This is a genomic window from Nonomuraea sp. NPDC047897 (assembly GCF_043204415.1).
In the GTDB taxonomy this organism is placed as follows: Bacteria; Actinomycetota; Actinomycetes; order Streptosporangiales; family Streptosporangiaceae; genus Nonomuraea.
The window spans coordinates 1-18,448 of the sequence record NZ_JBIDCC010000024.1 but is presented as its reverse complement, the minus strand read 5'-3'; the positions used below and the strand labels follow the sequence as shown (position 1 = coordinate 18,448).

Here is an 18,448-nt window from a genome sequence, read left to right as displayed (position 1 = left end):
CAATACCTTCACATTTATGAAGCGAGTCTTTCATAGTTCAGCGCTTTGCCAAGCAGCCGTAGCGTCCACGACCCGCCAGAAGGCCGTTGAAACCAGCCCTTCCCAGCAAGACGGCCACCCGCCGACGAGGGAGGACTACGCCTCCACTCCCCCGGACCGCCCCCTGCCGGTCGAGGGCGGCACCACTCCCCGGCCGGCCTCGTCGACGCCGCCGCTCCACAGGCAGCGCGACTACCGGCTGCTCTGGACGGCTCGCACCACCTCGATCACCGGCTCAGAGGTGTCGAAGCTGGCCGTTCCTCTGACCGCGGTGACGTTACTCGCCGCCTCCCCCACCGAGATGGGCCTGCTGACGGCTGCCGCCTTCCTGCCCGCACTGCTCTTCGGCCTCCAGTCGGGCGTCATCGCGGACCGGCTCATCCGCCACCGCCCACTCATGATCGCCTGCGAACTGGTCTCCGGCGTCGCGGCGTTGGCCGTTCCCGTGGCCTGGTGGCTCGGCCTTCTCACCGTTCCCCTCCTCGTCGCGGTCGCTCTCACCATCGGCACGGCCGGGGTGCTGTTCAAGGCCGCGAACCTTCCGCACCTGGCCGTCGTCGTCTCTCCCACGCAACGGACCGAGGCCGTGGCAGGTCTGAACGCCTCCTATTCCGTCGCCTCAGTAGGCGGCCCAGGTCTGGCCGGCGCCCTCGTACAACTCCTGACCGCGCCCATCGCCGTGCTGGCCGAGGCACTGGCGTTCCTGATCTCGGCCCTGCTCCTGCGTTCCATCCGCACCCCTGAGCACTCCCAACCCGCCAGGTCGCGGGGCATGTGGCACGACGTGGCCGAAGGGCTCCGGGCGAGCATCACGCATCCCGTGCTGCGTGCCTTGCTGGGCGCGGGAGTCACGATCAACTTCTTCGCGATGACGTACACGGCCGTCTACATGCTCTACATGATCAATACGTTGGGGATTCCCCAGGGGCTGATCGGAGCTCTCATAACCCTCAGCGGCCTGGGCGGCGTCCTCGGCGCCTGGACCACCTCCCGCCTGGCGAAATGCTACGGAGAGGAACGCGTGATGCTCGTCTCGGTGCTGCTCTTCCCGGTCGAGATCCTGGCTGTGGGCCTGCTCTCCGGCCCGCTCTGGTGGAAGCTCGCGGTGCTCGCCCTCATGGGAACGATCACCGGCGGCATCGTGGTGGCGTACGCCACGTGCATGGGCTCGATCACGCTTCGCGTCGCCCCTCCTGAACTCCGCGGCCGCGTCAACGCGACCATGACGTTCGCCGTGCAGGGCGTCATGGCCCTGGGCGGTCTCACGGGCGGCCTGTTGGCCGAGGCCGTCGGCCTACGAAACGTCATCCTCGTCTCCGCGGCCGGTATCGCACTCAGCGCCGTCTGGATCTGGTCGTCTCCGCTGCGCACCACTTTCCCTATGCCACATGCCGAGCGCGGCTGACCATGGGCGGCCAGGACTTCCTTCGGGCCGCCACCCGTTCATACACCGGCACCACGAATCCACATGCCGAAGGCCACAACCCACCCTGCCCGAGGCTCAAGACCCCTCGGACGCGACCCGGCTCGGTCGGCCGGCCTGGGTGACGCGGTTCTCGGCCGCGCAGTGCCCGCATCGCGGGGAGGTGCGGGAGGTGTTGCGGGAATCCACGGCGATCAGCTCTCGACCGGCGCTTTCAGCCTTCAGCTGTCGACCGGCGCTTTCAGCCTTGTGCGACAGGATCGTCAGGAACACCCCCAACCCGCGTCCAGGATGCTCTGGTTCAGCCCCGACTTGGCGGCTGCCCCGTTGGGCAGCCACCCGCCCTCACCATCCGGTTTCGGTGCCGCCCGCCGGATCATGCCGCCCGATCACCTCATCGTCGCCCATGACGGCGAGCGTGCCGTTCCATCTTGCACCCTCTCCGACACCGCCGACGCCACGATGCGAGCGGTTGTCCACAGCCTCGCGCAGTCGGTGGCGCTTATCCACAGAGTTACGTTCAGCTCTACGCCGCCGGCCGCTCGCCGTCCAAACTCGCGGGCATGCCAAACCCTCACTCCACGACCCACCGGCACGACCGAACCCTCGGGTACGGCCCGACCAGCCTGTGCGATCGCACCCAGCTGCACGAGGCGCCACCCGGCCCTGCCGACGCCTGCACGGTTCACGCGCGCCGGCGTGTACTCGCACGCCCGCTACGAGCCAGCCCGTCCCCCCACCTGCGTCCAGCCACCACAGCGCGTCGTCGGTCGAGGTCCGCACCCACACCCGCCGTCGCGGTGAGCTCTGCAGTGGTCCTGCTCGTGACCGCCGCCTCGTTGGCCTGCGCCGATCCTGCCGCGGCCGAGCGGTCATCCTGGCGCTGGCCTTTGAACGGCCGCCCGCGAGTCCTGCATCGCTTCGCCCCGCCTCCTGAGCGATGGCTGTCCGGACACCGGGGCGTCGACCTCGCTGCCCCTCCAGGCACACCGGTGCTCGCCGTTGGCTCGGGCGTGGTCCGCTACGCCGGTGCTCTCGCCGGGCGTGGCGTGGTGTCCATCGAGCACCCCGGCGGACTCCGCACCACATACCTCCCCGTCACGGCCGCGGTGCGCCAAGGGCAGCAAGTGGGCCGAGGAGATCGGCTGGGAGTCGTGGCACCGTCCCCCTCACACTGCCCGCAATCCTGCCTGCACTGGGGGCTCGTACGCGAACCCCTCTACCTCGACCCGCTGCTTCTCCTCGGCCGGTCTCGCGTCCGCCTCCTACCGTTCTGGCCCGGCCACCGACCCTCCCACGAGGCCCCTCCCGTGACGAACCGTAAGTCCCCTCCCGTGATGGAGTCCGGCTGGGGTCCCGCCCCCGCCCCTCCCGCACTCCCACTGAGCCCCTCGCCAACCGTCCCCGCCGAAGCACGCCCCGCTCCGCTTACGAGCGTGGACCCCGCCTTGATCGCGGTATCACCCCTCGCGCTGGGACGCATCCCGCCTGCCGCGTCAAAGTCCGCCACCCACGCCCCACCCAGGAGGATGACCAGCCGCAGTGCCCTCGCCTTCGCCCCCCGACCGACACCGCCTCTCCCATCCGCCTGCCACACTGCGGCTCAGCCGGCCACCCTCACACCAGGCGAACGACACCCGCCCGACAAGCCCCGTACGAGCAGGCCAAGCCACGCCGACTCCACATGTGACGTCTCCGCTCCTACCTCCCACAAGAGTCACCGAACGCGCTTCGCCCTGACATCCGCCCGCCTCGCACCGCCTGCTTGGCGTCCGCGCCCGGCGCGCAGTCACGTCAGCAACAGCGTCATCGGGCGAAGCCGCCCTTCTCCGCGCACCGCCGGGATGCATCCCTCCGAGCGCACCACCCGGCCACCGCACGTCTCCGACCGCTCGCCGCCGTACCTTGCTCCCCGATGGTCCAACGTGTCCACGATCTCCGCTGCCGGTATCGCCGTGATCTTCTGCGCGCTCCTCCTAGTGGCCCTGCACGGCCGCCGGCACCGACCACAGCGAGTCGACGTCCCGCGGGGTCGCCATAGGAAGGGACGCCACAGACGACCGTCGCGCCGCTTCCCCGCTCTGCCGGACAGGAGAGAACGGACGTACCGATGAGGCCAGGTCCCGACCAGCGGGCACCTTTCTCATACGCGTACGAATCGTGGGCGCACCGTCGAGCAGCATGTGTACGGCAGGCCGGCCGACCTGAGGCCGGCGCCGCCTGAGAGGTCAGCGTCGGCCGAGGCCGAGTCGGTGGGCGATACGTGCCATCAGCTGCGACATCCTGGAGGGGAAGGCGGCGGGATCGGGAACGGTGACAGGGCGGACGCGTCCGTTGTGAATCGCGCTGATCTTCCAGCCTGCTTCCGTCAGCACCACCACGATCGTCTGCCTTGACAGCCGCCGCTTGGGGAGCGTGGATCGCCAAGGCATCAAGACGGAGGCCGTGCCGTACAGGATCGCCACGTCCGGCGTGATGTAGCGGACCGACTCCAAGTCCCCGACCAGCGCCGAGCCTGCCAGAACGCCGCGGAAGAGCTTGTCGTGGTTGTGCTGGTGCTCCCTGCGGCCGCGGGCGATGGTGCCATCGTAGGAGACGTAGTCGGAGTCGTCGGTGAACAGCTCACCAAAGGCTTCGGCGTCACCCGCCGTCCAGGCCACCAGGAAGTCGGCGAAGAGCCTTTCGATCTGAGCGGTGTCTCCCGCTCGCGTGCCGGCGGTGGATCCGGTGAGGGTGGTTGAGCGCATAGTGGTACCCCGCAGTGGTAGCGTCGTTTCGCCTTACGAACATTACGATACTAGAAAGATTCGAATGTCGAAAAGTGGAGTCATCGAAGAGATCGGCATGGAGTTCCGGCGGTTGCAGCAGAGCTTCGACGCCTTCGACGATGCAGCCGCCGCCCGGCTCTGCCTCAACCGCACCGACCTGCGCTGCCTCGATGTGGTGCTGGCTGAGGGGCCCTTGGCCGCGGGCCAGCTCAGCGTCGCACTGAAGCTCAGCCCAGCCGCTACCACCACGGTCATCGACCGGCTGGAACGCGCAGGCATGGTGTCCCGTTCGCCCGATCCGGGCAACCGCCGCCGCGTCCTGGTCGCCGCAACCGACGCCGCCCGCTCGGCCGAGGCTGAGATCTTCGTCCCGGTCGGCGAGGCAGGCGCCCAGGCGCTGCACGGGTACGGGATGGACGAACTGGCTACCATTCTGGATTTCCTGCGCACAGCCCGCAGGGTCCAAGAGGAGCAGGCCGCCCGCCTCAGGGCCCTCTCCTGAGCCGGGTTCGGGTAGTTGAGACCGCGTGGAGACGAGGGGCTGCGCGGGCCGGGCGGCCATGGATGATTGTTTCGGCGATCCCGCTACGCCTGACAGTTGCCGCTGCGGCTGAGCCGCTACGCCCTGGGGTGGGCTTGCCGGTACGCCGCCCGGAGCCGCTCGATCGAGACGTGGGTGTAGATCTGCGTGGTGTTGAGCGAGGCATGACCCAGTAGTTCCTGGACGCTTCGCAGGTCTGCGCCACCTTCCAGCAGATGTGTGGCAGCGGTGTGCCTCAAGCCATGAGGAGTGAGGTCAGGAGCTCCCTCGACGTCTCGTAGGCGTCCATGGACGACCCGACGCACGGTCCCCGCGTCGATACGCCTTCCTCGCGCACCCAGGAACAACGCCGTGCCGGAGCCAGGCTTGATCCACAGTGGCCGCCCATGGACGCACCACCTGTCAACGGCCCGCAGCGCGGGCGTCCCGAACGGCACAGTCCGCTCCTTGCGCCCCTTGCCCAGCACCCGGATCACATGGCGATCCCGGTCGACGTCGTCCACGTCCAGCGCGCAGAGCTCGCTCACGCGGACGCCGGTGGCGTACAACAATTCCAGGATCGCCTGGTCACGTAGTTCCTTGGGCTCGCCGGTCGATGGCCCATCCAGCACGGTCCGCGCCTGCTCCTGGTCGAGTACGGCGGGCAACGATCGTGGTGCCTTGGCGCTGCCGAGCAGGAGCCCTGGATCGTCCGGGAGCCGGCCTTGCCGATGGCAGAAGGCGGTGAACGTCCTCGCACAAGCGGTCCGTCGTGCCAGAGTGGCTCGCGACTTGCCCTCGGCGTGCTGCTCGGCCAGCCACTCCCGCAGAGCGCCGATCTCCAAGCCGTCGATCCCGCCGCCCAGATGCTGCACCAGAGCCCGAACGTCCGACAAGTAGGCCCGAACGGTATGTGGTGACAGGTCCCGCTCGAACTGCAGATAGCGCCCGAACTCGCTCACTACCTCATCGACATCCGCCATACCGCACCCGTGTCCGCCCGCCAGCACGCATCCTTGACCATCAACTCAGCGCCGCAGCCACCATCACCACCGCGTAGAGCATCTCTCTGACCCTCGCAACGTCCCTATCACTTGCAACGCCAGACATGCTTCCCCACTTCTCCTCATTCCACGCGTGTCGCACTTCCCGTGAGCTGCCGGTACGGCTCATGACGCGTAAGAACCCGCTCTTCGCCGCGTCCGTCGCTTGGCCAGGGACTTTTGACATGTGGGCGACGCGGCCAACTCGCATGTCATGCCAACTCGGAAAGGGGCGCGGTCGGGTCCTGGGGGCTCGGAGGTTCGGCGAAGGCGTCCGCCCCGGAGGAGTCGGCAGGATCCGGCAGGGAGTCGTGCTTGCGGTAGGCGGCCGCCGCCGGCTTGCGGATGCGCCACCCTTTCTCCACGCGTTCCACGTACCCCGCTGCTGCGAGACCTCCCAGCGAGCTGAGAGCGGCGTCCAGCGGGACGCCCGCGGCCAACGCGATCGATGCGGGGCCCGCACCACCCCGGGAGGGGACCGCGTCGAGGATCTTCCTGGTGATCTCGTTGAGGGCGTCGCGCGGGACCACCGGGCTTCTGGGCGACGGGGCGAGGTCGTCGCCCAGGACGCCTACCAGGTCGATCATCTCCTCCGGCGTGGCGACGCAGACGGCTTTGCGCTCGCGGAGGAGCCTGTGGCACCCGGCCGACATGGGGGAGGTGACGGGGCCGGGTACGGCTGCCAGGTGCCGGTTCAGCGTGAGAGCGTGTGTTGCCGTGTTGAGCGCGCCGCTGCGCAGCGCTGCCTCCACGACGACCGTGCCGCGGGACAGGGCGGCGATCAGGCGGTTTCTGATGAGGAACCGCGCACGCGTGGGGTGAACGCCCGGCGGGCATTCGCTGACGACCACGCCCTGTTCGCGGACGGCGGTGAACAGACCGAGGTGTCCACGCGGATAGGCGATGTCGACACCGCATGCGAGCACCACGACCGTCGGCGCGTCGGCAGCCAGGGCTCCGCGGTGTGCCGCACCGTCGACCCCATAGGCGCCGCCCGAGATGACCGTCCAGCCGGCCTCGCTGAGGCCGATCCCGAACTCGGCCGCCACGTGGGTGCCGTACGAGGTGGCCGAACGCGCTCCTACGACCGAAACGGAGCGCAGGCAGGAGAAACGTAGGTCGGCAGAGCCGTGCAGCCACAGTGCGAGCGGACGGCTGGGGCCGAGTTGATCGAGCTGGCTCGGCCACTCAGGACTGCTTGGGATGATCAGCCTCGCTCCTGACCGCTCTCCGGCGGTGATGTCCGCCACCGGATCAGCTGATGCGAGTCTGGCGTGCCAGGTGTTCAGCTTCTGGTCCAGCTTGGTGACGCGTTCCTGTTGCGCTTCCCGGGCGACGAACGCGGGCGGGAGCGTCCGGTCACGGATGGCATCCAGGGCCGCGATCGCGCCGCAGGCAGCCACGAGACGGCCCATCGTGGTGTCTCCTGTGTCGGCGGCGCGCGTGAGAGCGGCTCTTGCCACCAGTTCGGGGTTGCTCATCGTGACTCCTGCAGATCGAGGTGTGGAGGGGCCATTGGGAGACGGGCACCGAAGCAGCGCAAGTCGGTGCCGAACAAGGCCCGGGCCGAACGAGGCGAGCCGAACAAGGCCGAGCCGGGCCACCAGCGCCCGTGTACGGCCGGCGCCTTGGGCAGGGAGTGCGTGGCGCGTCGCGTGGGTGGCGTACGCGACGGGCACGGACAGCAGCGACTGGGGCGCGGCTGGCAGACCCTCGCTCCGGCCCGTGACCAGGTCCGGAGGTGAGGGCGGCGGACGCCTCCCGGTGGACCGCCTGGATCCAGCGGCACGCGGCGATAGGCCAGGGAGCCGCGGTCTTCGGCGTCGAGCCTGTGGGGCTGCCGTGGCCGGGGCAGGTCGCCTCGTCGAGGGCCTGGTGGTCTCCTCCGCGGGCGGGGATGCGGCAAGGCAATGACCGGGTGATGCGCGTGGTCAAGTGTTCACCCCGAGCCACAGGGCGAGTGCCGTGCCTGTCTCCTCATGTCCAGGTCTGTCCTTTCCGGCCAGGTCCGCGACGGTCCAGGCGACTCTTATGACCCGGTCGAGACCCCGGGCGCTCAGCGCACCCGAGTCGAGGCAGGCGGTCATCGGCTTCATGGCCTCGCCCGGCGGGCGGTAGTCGGTGTGCAGGGCCGTGGACGGTATCTCGGCGTTGGTGCGCCAGGGAGTGCCGGAGAGGCGGTCGGCCGCTCGTTGCCGCGCTTCGAGGACCCGTTCGGCGACGATCTTGCTTGACTCGACGAACTGGCGGTCGGCCATGAGCTCGCGTCTTGAGGAACGGGCGACGGTGACCTTCATGTCGATGCGGTCGATGAGCGGGCCCGAGAGCCGGCCAAGGTAGCGGCGTCTGACCGTGGGGGTGCACTGGCAGGCATCGGGGTTGTCCTGCGGCTGCGCGCATGGGCAGGGGTTGGCCGCCAGCACCAGCATGAACCTCGCCGGGAACGTGACCGAACCCGCTGACCTGGACACCGTCACCCGGCCGGACTCCAGAGGCTGGCGCAGCGAATCGAGCACCGGACGCGGGAATTCGGGAGCCTCGTCCATGAAGAGCACACCCCTGTGCGCCAAGGAGACCGCCCCCGGACGGACGACGGTGCTGCCACCGCCGATGATCGCGGCGGCGCTGGCGGTGTGGTGGGGGCTGACGAACGGTGGCCTGCTCACCAGGGGGCTGTTGGGCGGGAGGGCTCCCGCGACCGACTGGATGGCGGTGACTTCGAGCGCGTGGTCGAGCTCCAGGTCGGGAAGGAGGGTCGGCAGGCGTTCGGCGAGCAGAGTCTTGCCCGTGCCGGGCGGGCCGAGCATCCAGAGGTTGTGGCCGCCGGCCGCGCAGATCTCCAGGGCACGGCGCGCCACCGGCTGACCGACCACGTCGGCCAGGTCGACCGCGGAACGGGGGGAGGCTGGCGCCGCGGTGTCGAGGTCGGGCCGCAGAGGCTGCGGCGGGTCGTCTCCCCGGCGTAGCCACTCGACGAGCTGCCGGAGGTCCGCCACCGGCACCACGCGGACGTCGGGCACCAGAGCCGCCTCGGCCGCGTTCGCCGACGGGATCACGACGGTGACCTCGCCCCGCCCGACCGCGCCGAGCACGGACGGGAGAACGCCGCGCACGGGCCTGAGCCGTCCGTCGAGCCCAAGCTCGCCAAGGAAGAACGGCTCGGCGATGCGCTCGCTGGGGACCACCCCGGCGGCCCCCAGGATCGCGATCGCTATGGCCAGATCGAACTGGCTGCCTCTCTTGGGCAGGCTCGCCGGGAACAGGCTCACCGTGATCCGGGCGTCGGGCCAGGGATAGTGACTGTTGACCATCGCGGACCGTACCCGGTCGCGGGCCTCGCTCAGGGCCGTGTCGGGCAGGCCGATGAGGTGGATGCCGGCCAGCCCGTTGCCGACGTCGGCCTCCACTTCGACCATGCGGCCGGTCACACCGACCAGGGCGACGCTGCGGGTGCGTGCGACCGCCATCTAGACCACTCCCCGGACGTGGCGCAACGAGTAGTCGCCTGCGAAGCGCTCCAGGGCGATGACGTCGACCCTGACCGTGGGGAACGTGCGCGGCTGGGACGCCAGCCACTTGGCCGCCAGCATGCGCAGTCTGCTCAGCTTGGCCGGCCGCACGGACTCGAGTGCCGTGCCGTGCGACCTGCCCGATCTTGTCTTGACCTCGACGACCACCAGGGTGGAGCCGTCTTCGGCGATGACGTCTATCTCGCCGTGGCGGCAACGCCAGTTACGCTCGATGATCCTCATTCCCTCGGCTTCGAGATAGTCGACGGCCAGTTGCTCGCCGTGTCTGCCGAGGTCGTTCTTCGCGGCCATGTGCCACCTCCGGGCACGACTTTCGCCCAGCGGGGGCGGCGGTGGGGCTCGCGAACGAGGTTCTGGGGAAAACGTCGTTCGGGGACTCTGCGGGTTGTGGACAACTGAGGGCCCCGTGGTGCTCGACGCCCTTGGGCGCGTCAGAGACAGGCGGAGGAAACGTGGGTAGCGGAGCGCTCGGAAGGGAGCGGGCATCGGTAGATGTGTGCCTCGGGCACGCGGTGGAGCATGCGGAGAAGGGAGCGGCATCGACAGAGGAGCGGCGAGCACGGTGTGGAAGGGAACGGGCTCGGCAGAGGGGGCTTCGAGCACGCAGTGGCAGGCGCGGCGCCGTAGCCGACCGCGCCGACGGTCGGCGGCTCAGGTGCGTGTGCGCGGGTCGACGATCACCATGCGCACTGTGGCGCGGCACCGAGCCAGGGTGCGCGCGCTCTGGCTGCAGGTGCGACGCGTGATCCGTGGGGCCCATGGCCTTCCCGCCGCACCGTTGGTTGTGTTCATGTTCGCGGCACTCACCGTGCCAGAGGCGCTCCCGGCACCCACCGCGCCACAGGTGCTCCCGGCACCCACCGCGCCAGGGGTGCTCCCGTCACTTGCCATGCCAGAAGTGCTCGTGGCACCCCCTGCGCCATAGACGCTCGTGGCGCCCCCCTGCGCCATAGACGCTCGCGGCACTCATCGCGTCAGAAGCGCTCGCAGCGTCCGGATGCCGCAGTGCCCGGACCCGCGCGGAGTCACCCGGAGAACCCCTCCTTCGGCATCTCCAGGTCGGCCTTGGCCAGCTCCTCCACGTTGACGTCCTTGAACGTGACCACACGAACGTTCTTCACGAACCGCGCCGGTCTGTACATGTCCCACACCCACGCGTCCTGCATCTTCACGTCGAAGAACACGTCGCCGTTCTCGGCGGTGCGGACGTCGAGGTCGACCGTGTTGGTCAGGTAGAAGCGCCGTTCCGTCTCCACGACATAGGTGAACAGCCCGACGACATCACGGTATTCGCGGTAAAGCTGCAGCTCCATCTCGGTTTCGTACTTCTCGAGATCCTCTGCGCTCATCGCGGTCCTCCTGTCGTACCGGTCCCCCGGTGTGCCTGGTCAGGCAACCCCGGCCCCCAATTCATTCTCGCCCATCTCTCTGGCCACCGTGACGAAGGAGAAACGGTGGTGCGGGCACGGGCCGTGCGTCTCCAGCGCCAGCCGGTGTGCTGCCGTGACATATCCCTTGTGATCGGCGAAACCGTAGGCGGGAAATTCGGCGTCGAGCGTAACCATCATCCGGTCCCTGGTCACCTTGGCCACGATCGAGGCCGCCGCCACACAGGCCGCCACCTGGTCCCCCTTCCACACCGCCAGCGACGGTGCCGGCAGGCCGGGCACCGGGAAGCCGTCGGTGAGGATGTACTCCGGGCCACAGGTCAACTGTGCGACCGCGCGCCGCATTCCCGAGATGTTGCTGCGGTGCAGCCCTCGGGCGTCGATCTCGGCCGGCGGGATGACGATGAGGCCGACGTGTGCCGACCGGACGATCTGGTCGTAGAGCCGCTCGCGCGCGGCGGGGGTGAGGAGCTTGGAGTCGTCGAGGCCCTGGATCTGCTTGCGCAGGACGACAGCGGCGACGACCAGCGGCCCGGCGCAGGCTCCCCGACCCGCCTCGTCGACGCCCGCGATGGGCGTGAGGCCTCGGCGGGCGAGCGCCCGTTCGTAGGCGTAGAGCCCCGAATCGCGCCGGACTATGCTCGGGCGAGGGCGGAACGCAACTGTCATGACAGAGGCAGAGTACGCCCCAATCGCCGCAAACCGCGACCGGAAACCTTCGACTGCCGCACGGCGCCGAACCACTGGAGCCCCTGCCCCGCCGGGTCTCTGCGCGACGGCCTGGTGCCGCTGCCTGGCCGGGCCTTGGAGCGACGCCGCCGCTTGCCGCCTGCCGGGCCTCGGAGCCACGCCGCCGCCTAGCCTCGGAGCGACGCCGCCGCTTGCCGGGCCTCCACGCCGGCCCCCCACTTCGTCCCATGCGGGCCGGCACAGGACTCAGCCCACCCTCGGACGCGCACCACCCCGGCACAGGACTCAGCCCCCCAGACCCGGTCGAGCCCGTACGAGACCCAGCCCGCACCTCCGTGGACCCGCGCGGGACTGAAGCCGCGCACCTGCGCGAGCCCGTACGGGATCAGGTGGGTCTACTTCACCTTGTCGAAGGTTTCGGGCCGGGTGAAGATGAGGCCGCGTGAGAGTGGCCAGTAGCGCATGACCGCCTTGCCGACCACCGCGTCCTCGGCGATGAACCCGCCCCCCGGCTCCTCCATGTGGCTGCGTGAGTCGGCCGAGGCGCTGCGGTGGTCTCCCATCAGCCAGAGCTTGCCCGGCGGGACCTTGACCTTGAACTCGTCGCCCGACGGATAGTCGTCCGGGTACAGGTAGGAGGATTCGGCCAGCGGCGTGCCGTTGACCGTGATGCGCCGCTTGGAGTCGCAGCAGACCACCTCGTCGCCGCCGACGCCGATGACCCGCTTGATGGTGTCGTCGCCGTTCCAGCCCTTGAAGACGACGATGTCGCCGCGCTCCGGCTTGCCGGACAGCTTGTTGACGAACACCTGGTCGTTGATCTGCAGGGTGTTCTCCATCGACTCGGACGGAATGTAGAACGACCCCATCACGAACTGCCGGAGCACCAGCGCGATGCCGACGCCGAGTGCCAGGAGTAAGACGGTCTCGCGGAAACCGCCCTTTTTCTTCTTCTGCTGCACGCCCTCCGCCTTCTCGGTGTCAGCCATCAGCGCCCTTGCGCGACCGGCGCCTGCGGATTGCCAGAACCAAGGGTACGGCCAGCACGAAGCCGGCGGCGAACGGCGTGGCCCCGCCGAGCGCCTGCAGGGCCGGCTGGGCGAACGTGTCGGGGATGGGCAGTGTCCCCGCCCGGGAGAACGGCCACACGATGACGAACGCCCGGCCGATGACCTGGCTCTCGGGGATCGAGCCGCCGCCCGGGTCGCCCTGGTGGGCACGCGAGTCGAGCGAGACGGCGCGATGATCGCCCATCACCCACAGGTGACCTTCGGGCACCTTGATGTCGAAGAACTTGTCGGAGGGCTCGTTGCCGGGGAAGAGGTAGCTCTCCTCGTTGATCGCGACGCCGTTGACCGTGATGCGCCCCTTGGAGTCGCAGCACTTGACGTGGTCGCCGCCGACGCCGATGACCCGCTTGATGTAGTCCTTCTCACCGGGGACGACGCCGAACGCGGTGCCGATCCAGCGGAAGAACCCCGCGACGGGGTTGGACGGCTCCTCCAACTGGAACTCCTGGTCCCAGGAGTCGACGCCGGAGAACACCACGACGTCGCCGCGCTCGATGTCACGCGTGTGGTAGACGAGCTTGTTGACCAGGACGCGGTCGTCCTTGAGCAGAGTGTTCTGCATCGACTCGGACGGGATGTAGAAGGCCTGGATCACGAAGGTCTTGATGATCAGGGCCAGCACCAGCGCCACGACGACGAGGACGGGAAGCTCCTTCCAGAACGACCCCTTCTTCTCCTTGTCGCCTTTCGCCGGCTTCTGAGTCTCTTCGGCGACCACGTCCACCTCGTCCTCGACAGGGCGGCGCGCAGCAGCGCCGTACTCCTGGCTCTCGCTAGTCATCGCTGACGAGCCTAGATGATGCACCGGCTCGGCAACGCTCGACCGACGTTACACCCGCGCCCGAGTCGCTCCGCATAAAGAGAATCGCCCCGATAAAAGCGGATGGCCCGCGCGGAACGCGGGCCATCGGGCCGGCCGTGCCGAGCATGGGCACGGGCCTCCGACCGGGCGCCCGCGCCGGGGTGGGCACGGGCCGCCGGTCAACGCCTGGTCACTTGGCGGGCGTCGCCTCACGCTTCTCGCGGATGCGAGCGGCCTTGCCGCGCAGGTCGCGCATGTAGTACAGCTTGGCGCGACGCACGTCACCCCGGGTGACCAGCACGATCTTCTCGATGACCGGGCTGTGCACCGGGAAGGTGCGCTCGACGCCGACGCTGTAGCTCACCTTGCGGACCGTGAAGGTCTCGCGGGCGCCGCTGCCCTGGCGACGCAGCACGAAGCCCTTGAAGACCTGGATACGGGATCGGTTGCCTTCGACGACTCGGACGTGAACCTCGAGCGTGTCACCGGGGCGGAAGTCCGGCACATCGCTGCGCAGGGTCGCCTGCTCGAGCTCCTGGATCTTCGTGTGCATGAGAGCTGTCCTCAAAGTCTCGCTAGCACGCGGAGGTCCACCCGGCCGGAGCTCGCGGCGGACACGCCTGCTGATGTGATGAGCCCGGGATCGATCCCCGGGCATGACAGACCAACCGAACGACGGTTGGCAACGCCTCAGTTTGCCATATCTTCCGGTCCGACGCGAAACGCCAGCTCCTGGAGGACCTCACGGTCGCGTTTGTCGAGCGTCTCGGCGTCGAGCGCCGCCGCCAGTTCGGGCCGGTTGGCGACGGTACGGCGCAGCGCCTCGTCGCGCCGCCACCGGGCGACCTTGCCGTGGTGCCCGGACAGCAGCACGGCGGGCACCTCGTGCCCTCGCCACACGGGGGGCTTGGTGTAGACGGGTCCCTCGAGAAGGTTCTGCATGGCGCCGGGGGCGAAGGAGTCGTCGACGGCCGAGTGGACGTTGCCGAGCACGCCGGGCAGCAGCCTGCCGATGGCCTCCACCATGACCAGCACCGCGACCTCCCCGCCGGCGAGCACGTAGTCGCCGATGCTCAGCTCGTCCACCCGCAGCCGCGAGCCGTACTCGCGCATGACCCGGGAGTCGATGCCCTCGTACCGGCCGCAGGCGAACACCAGCCACGGCTCCGCCGCCAGTTCCTGCGCCACCTCCTGGGTGAACGGCCGGCCGCTCGGGGTGGGGACGATCATGCGGGGCGCGCCGTCGCCGATCACCTCGTCGATGGCCTCGCCCCAGACCTCCGGCTTCATGACCATTCCGGGTCCGCCGCCGTACGGGGTGTCGTCCACCGTCTTGTGCACGTCGTGCGCCCAGTCGCGGAGCTGGTGCACCCGCACGTCGAGGATGCCGCGCTCGCGTGCCTTGCCGATCAGCGAGACGTCGAGCGGCGCGAAGTACTCGGGGAAGATGGAGATGACGTCGAGCCGCATGGTGCCCGGCGCGGGACGCTCCGTCACAGCAGCCCCTCGGGCGGGTCGACGACGAGCCTGCCGCCGTTCACGTCCACCTCGGGCACGATCGCCCTGACGAACGGGATGAGCGCGTCGTCCTGCCCGCCGCGGGCGACGACCAGCAGGTCCTGGCCGTGGTGCAGCACGTCGGTGACCTCGCCGACCTGCTCGCCGGAGGCCGTCACGACCGTGAGCCCGATGAGCTGGTGGTCGTGGAACTCGTCGGGGTCGTCGGAGGGCTCCACCTCGGCGGAGTCGATGACGATCATCGTGCCGCGCAGCTCGTCGGCGGTGTCGCGGTCGGCGACCCCGGCGAGCGCGAGCAGCAGGTTTCCCTTGTGCCAGCGGCGGCTCTCGATCACGAGCGGGCCGCGGCCCGGCGGGTCGGTGGCGAGCGACGTCCCCACGGCGAAGCGCAGCTCGGGATCGTCGGTGCGCACCTCCACGGTCACCTCGCCGCGCACTCCGTGCGGGCGGCCTATCCGGCCGACGACCAGTTGCACCTGAACCTGCCTTCTCTCACCCGATGTCTCCCAGCGTGCACGTACGGACCATCCCTCCCGGGGTCCTGACCGTCCCGATCCTGACACTCCCGATCGGGGCTGTCCCGGATCCTGGCTGTCCCGGTCGGGGCTGTCCCGGGTCCTGACATCCCCGCTCCTGACCGTCCCGGATCGGCTCCCGACCGTACGGACCGGACGCCCGCGAGCGGGGTGCCGCAGGCCCGTCCGCGCGGTGACGGCTGTCAAGCTCGGCCGTCCACCCGTGAGCCGCGGCGCGGTGCCCGCACGGCCGGTGATCAGCCCGTGTGACCGGACCCGAGGGAATCCGGCCTGACGCCACTGGGTGGCGCCGAAGACCCGGCGGCCGCAGGCGCCGTCACGACGGTCCTGTGCGGTACGCGGCGGTCCGGCGGCGGGCGTCCCGTCCCTGACGAGACCGGGTCGGGAGAGGCCCGCGAACGCGAGCGCCCCCATCGGAAGGTCCCGATGAGGGCGTGCAAACCTGACGCTAACGGACCGCTTCGTGCAGGTCGAGCAGATCGACCCGCACGTACTTCCCGTCGGACAGGGCGTTCACCACGATGCGCAGCGCCTTGGCGGTGCGCCCACCGCGACCGATGACCTTACCCAGGTCCTCGGGGTGCACCCGGACCTCCAGGACGCGCCCGCTGCGGATGCGGCGAGCGCGAACCCGGACATCGTCGGGATGTTCGACGATGCCCTTCACGAGGTGCTCGAGAGCCTCCTCGAGCACGTCAGCCCTCGCCCTCGGTCGGGGTCTCGGTGGCGGCCTCGGCCTCGTCCTTCTTCTTGGCCTTCTTGGGCGTGGTGGCGGTGGTGCCGGTGTCGCCACCGGACAGCGCCTCCTTGGCCGCGGCCTCGTAGAGGGCGTGCCGGTCGGCAGCCGGCTCGGCGACCTTCAGCGGCTCAGGGGCGGGCTCGCCCTTGAACTTCTGCCAGTCACCGGTGAGCTTGAGCAGCTTGAGCACGGGCTCGGTCGGCTGCGCGCCGACGCCGAGCCAGTAGGCCGCGCGCTCCGCGTCGATCTCGATGCGCGACGGGTTCTGCTTCGGGTGGTACAGGCCGATCTCCTCGATCGCCCGGCCGTCACGCTTGGTGCGGCTGTCGGCGACGACGATACGGTACTGAGCGTTGCGGATCATGCCGAGCCGCTTGAGCTTGATCTTGACTGCCACGGGTGTGGTCTCTCCTGCATTCGAGCGCGGGTGAGCTGCGCCTCGCCGAGTGGGGCACGACAGGACGTTCGCTCCAGGGACAGGCGTGGCCGCCGGGAGGTGAGAGGGCACCCAGCTGGTCACGGTGTTCCAACATGCCATTGTGCCAGATCCTGGACACTGCCAGCGACGTGACGCGCGGACACCGCCGGGCGGGCCCCCGCGCCAGAGACTGGTGCCGCCGGGAAAGGGGGGGGTGCCGGTCGGGCGGGTCGCCCGACCGGCATGACGACTACTGGCCGGGAAGCTTGAACTTGGACGGGTCGAAGCCCGGCGGGAGCTCGATGCCGGGGGGCAGCTTGCCGCCGAGGTTGCCCAGCATGCCGCCCACCTTGGGCGTGGGCGCCGCGTCGTCGTCGGAGCCGGCGCCTGCGCCGGCCGAGGCCTTGCCGAGGGCGGCCTTGCGCGGGTCGCCGCTCACCCGGCGCCCCTTCTTGCCCTTCTTCTGCGCCTTGCCGGCCTTGCCGCGGCCGCCCGGCATGCCGGGAATGCCCATGCCGCCGGCCATCCGCTTCATCATCTTCTGGGCTTCGAAGAAGCGGGTGACGAGGTTGTTGACGGCGGTGACGGTGACGCCGGAGCCGGCCGCGATGCGGGCCCGCCGCGAGCCGTTGATGATCTTGGGGTCCTGACGCTCGGCGGGCGTCATGGACCGGATGATGGCGGCGACGCGGTCGAGGTCGCGGTCGTCGATCGCGTTGAGCTGGTCGCGCATCTGCCCCATGCCGGGCATCATGCCGAGCAGGTTCTTGATGGGCCCCATCTTCTGGACCATCATCATCTGCTCGAGGAAGTCCTCGAGGGTGAAGCTCTCGCCCGAGGTGAGCTTGCCGGCCATCTTGGCGGCCTGCTCCTCGTCGAACGTCTTCTGGGCCTGCTCGATCAGGGTGAGGATGTCGCCCATGTCGAGGATGCGGGAGGCCATCCGGTCGGGGTGGAAGGCGTCGAAGTCCTCGAGCTTCTCGCCCGTCGAGGCGAACATGATCGGCCGGCCGGTGATGTGCCTGACCGACAGGGCGGCACCGCCGCGCGCGTCGCCGTCGAGCTTGGTGAGGACGACGCCGTCGAAGCCGACCCCGTCCATGAACGCCTGGGCTGTGGTGACGGCGTCCTGGCCGATCATGGCGTCGACCACGAACAGCACCTCGTCGGGGGTGACCGCGGCGCGGATGTCGGCGGCCTGCCGCATCATGTCCTGGTCGATGCCGAGCCGGCCGGCGGTGTCGATGATGACGATGTCGTGCTGCTGCCGGCCGGCCTCGTCGATCGAGCGGCGGGCCACGTCGACGGGGTCGCCGACGCCGTTGCCCGGCTCGGGGGCGTAGACGGCGACCCGCGCGCGCTCGCCCATGACCTGGAGCTGCTGGACGGCGTTGGGTCGCTGCAGGTCGGCGGCGACGAGCATGGGGGTGTGGCCCTGCTCGCGCAGCCAATGGGCCAGTTTGCCCGCCAGGGTGGTCTTGCCGGAGCCCTGCAGGCCGGCGAGCATGATCACCGTGGGTGGGGTCTTGGCGTGGCGGAGCCGGCGGGTCTCACCGCCGAGAATCTCGATCAGCTCGTCGTTGACGATCTTGACGACCTGCTGCGCCGGGTTGAGCGCCTGGGAGACCTCGGCGCCGCGCGCGCGTTCCTTGACCCGGGCGACGAATGCCTTGACCACCGGCAGCGCGACATCGGCCTCGAGCAGCGCGATGCGGATCTCGCGGGTGGTCGCGTCGATGTCGGCGTCGGACAGCCGACCCTTGGATCGGAGGGAGGAGAAGACCGATGTCAGCCGGTCGGAAAGCGTCTCGAACACGTGGTTGGCCAGTCCTCGAAGCGGATGAAGGTCTTGGACTCAGCCTAGCCGCTCCGCTAGCCGCTCCAGCCTGGCACGGCCATCCGGACCGTCAACGCGTGTTCGACCAGATTGATCAACGCGCTCTTGACCGAGTCCTTCGACCGGG

20 protein-coding genes are annotated in these 18,448 nt (G+C 69.5%); 3 read left to right on the top strand and 17 right to left on the bottom strand.

All coding sequences use genetic code 11. The annotated features are described in order from the left end of the window. The first annotated feature begins 16 nt into the window (after positions 1-16). On the top strand, positions 17-1,444 hold the full coding sequence (locus ACGF0J_RS35900; RefSeq protein ID WP_393153370.1) for an MFS transporter: 1,428 nt from the start codon (positions 17-19) through the stop codon (positions 1,442-1,444). A gap of 96 nt (positions 1,445-1,540) precedes the next feature. On the opposite strand, the gene ACGF0J_RS35895 is transcribed toward ACGF0J_RS35900, so the two are convergent. Both ACGF0J_RS35895 and ACGF0J_RS35890 read right to left on the bottom strand, forming a co-directional pair. After that, positions 1,541-1,741, bottom strand: coding sequence for a zinc ribbon domain-containing protein (locus tag ACGF0J_RS35895; protein WP_393153368.1), 201 nt, complete (start codon positions 1,739-1,741; stop codon positions 1,541-1,543). A gap of 66 nt (positions 1,742-1,807) precedes the next feature. Next, a complete protein-coding gene (locus ACGF0J_RS35890) occupies positions 1,808-1,972 on the bottom strand; it encodes a hypothetical protein (protein WP_393153366.1) in 165 nt (54 codons plus the stop codon). Positions 1,973-2,025: 53 nt separating this feature from the next. Between ACGF0J_RS35890 and ACGF0J_RS35885 the strand changes: the two genes are divergently transcribed. After that, positions 2,026-3,576, top strand: coding sequence for a murein hydrolase activator EnvC family protein (locus ACGF0J_RS35885; protein ID WP_393153364.1), 1,551 nt, complete (start codon positions 2,026-2,028; stop codon positions 3,574-3,576). A 114-nt stretch (positions 3,577-3,690) separates the two neighbouring features. Here ACGF0J_RS35885 and ACGF0J_RS35880 read toward each other — a convergent pair whose 3' ends face one another. Next, positions 3,691-4,209 carry an SgcJ/EcaC family oxidoreductase gene (locus tag ACGF0J_RS35880; RefSeq protein WP_393153362.1) on the bottom strand — a complete coding sequence of 173 codons (519 nt, stop codon included), beginning with the start codon at positions 4,207-4,209 and terminating at the stop codon, positions 3,691-3,693. Positions 4,210-4,273: 64 nt separating this feature from the next. On the opposite strand from ACGF0J_RS35880, the gene ACGF0J_RS35875 reads away from it, so the two are divergent. Further along, the gene (locus ACGF0J_RS35875; RefSeq protein ID WP_393153360.1) at positions 4,274-4,732 is read left to right on the top strand and encodes a MarR family winged helix-turn-helix transcriptional regulator; all 459 of its coding nucleotides are present in this window, start codon (positions 4,274-4,276) and stop codon (positions 4,730-4,732) included. Positions 4,733-4,848: 116 nt separating this feature from the next. Here ACGF0J_RS35875 and ACGF0J_RS35870 read toward each other — a convergent pair whose 3' ends face one another. The 14 genes from ACGF0J_RS35870 to ffh all read right to left on the bottom strand — a co-directional run bounded on the left by ACGF0J_RS35870 (position 4,849) and on the right by ffh (position 18,300). Continuing rightward, positions 4,849-5,733: a tyrosine recombinase XerC gene (locus tag ACGF0J_RS35870; RefSeq protein ID WP_393153358.1), complete on the bottom strand. Its 885-nt coding sequence runs from the start codon at positions 5,731-5,733 to the stop codon at positions 4,849-4,851. A gap of 272 nt (positions 5,734-6,005) precedes the next feature. Beyond that, positions 6,006-7,274 (bottom strand): DNA-processing protein DprA, encoded by a 1,269-nt coding sequence (gene dprA / locus ACGF0J_RS35865; RefSeq protein ID WP_393153356.1) that lies wholly within the window; start codon positions 7,272-7,274, stop codon positions 6,006-6,008. Between the two features lie 450 nt (positions 7,275-7,724). After that, the gene (locus ACGF0J_RS35860; RefSeq protein WP_393153354.1) at positions 7,725-9,260 is read right to left on the bottom strand and encodes a YifB family Mg chelatase-like AAA ATPase; all 1,536 of its coding nucleotides are present in this window, start codon (positions 9,258-9,260) and stop codon (positions 7,725-7,727) included. Further along, on the bottom strand, positions 9,261-9,614 hold the full coding sequence (locus tag ACGF0J_RS35855; RefSeq protein ID WP_393153352.1) for a YraN family protein: 354 nt from the start codon (positions 9,612-9,614) through the stop codon (positions 9,261-9,263). It lies immediately after the preceding gene. Positions 9,615-10,348: 734 nt separating this feature from the next. Continuing rightward, on the bottom strand, positions 10,349-10,672 hold the full coding sequence (locus ACGF0J_RS35850) for a DUF2469 domain-containing protein (RefSeq protein WP_393153350.1): 324 nt from the start codon (positions 10,670-10,672) through the stop codon (positions 10,349-10,351). A 39-nt stretch (positions 10,673-10,711) separates the two neighbouring features. Then, the gene (locus ACGF0J_RS35845) at positions 10,712-11,380 is read right to left on the bottom strand and encodes a ribonuclease HII (protein ID WP_393153348.1); all 669 of its coding nucleotides are present in this window, start codon (positions 11,378-11,380) and stop codon (positions 10,712-10,714) included. A gap of 416 nt (positions 11,381-11,796) precedes the next feature. Next, complete coding sequence (gene lepB, locus ACGF0J_RS35840; protein ID WP_393153346.1) at positions 11,797-12,390, bottom strand: signal peptidase I; 594 nt, start codon at positions 12,388-12,390, stop codon at positions 11,797-11,799. Beyond that, positions 12,383-13,252 carry a signal peptidase I gene (gene lepB, locus ACGF0J_RS35835; protein WP_393153344.1) on the bottom strand — a complete coding sequence of 290 codons (870 nt, stop codon included), beginning with the start codon at positions 13,250-13,252 and terminating at the stop codon, positions 12,383-12,385. The genes lepB (ACGF0J_RS35840) and lepB (ACGF0J_RS35835) overlap by 8 nt, the downstream gene beginning before the upstream one ends. 211 nt (positions 13,253-13,463) lie before the next feature. After that, the gene (gene rplS, locus ACGF0J_RS35830) at positions 13,464-13,826 is read right to left on the bottom strand and encodes a 50S ribosomal protein L19 (RefSeq protein ID WP_393153342.1); all 363 of its coding nucleotides are present in this window, start codon (positions 13,824-13,826) and stop codon (positions 13,464-13,466) included. A gap of 137 nt (positions 13,827-13,963) precedes the next feature. After that, a complete protein-coding gene (gene trmD, locus ACGF0J_RS35825; RefSeq protein WP_393153472.1) occupies positions 13,964-14,743 on the bottom strand; it encodes a tRNA (guanosine(37)-N1)-methyltransferase TrmD in 780 nt (259 codons plus the stop codon). Positions 14,744-14,766: 23 nt separating this feature from the next. Then, positions 14,767-15,267: a ribosome maturation factor RimM gene (gene rimM, locus ACGF0J_RS35820; RefSeq protein WP_393153340.1), complete on the bottom strand. Its 501-nt coding sequence runs from the start codon at positions 15,265-15,267 to the stop codon at positions 14,767-14,769. Positions 15,268-15,775: 508 nt separating this feature from the next. Continuing rightward, positions 15,776-16,021: an RNA-binding protein gene (locus ACGF0J_RS35815; protein ID WP_393153338.1), complete on the bottom strand. Its 246-nt coding sequence runs from the start codon at positions 16,019-16,021 to the stop codon at positions 15,776-15,778. Position 16,022: 1 nt separating this feature from the next. Next, positions 16,023-16,463: a 30S ribosomal protein S16 gene (rpsP, locus tag ACGF0J_RS35810; RefSeq protein WP_393153336.1), complete on the bottom strand. Its 441-nt coding sequence runs from the start codon at positions 16,461-16,463 to the stop codon at positions 16,023-16,025. Positions 16,464-16,734: 271 nt separating this feature from the next. After that, a complete protein-coding gene (gene ffh / locus ACGF0J_RS35805; RefSeq protein ID WP_393153334.1) occupies positions 16,735-18,300 on the bottom strand; it encodes a signal recognition particle protein in 1,566 nt (521 codons plus the stop codon). Between the last annotated feature and the right edge of the window lie 148 nt (positions 18,301-18,448).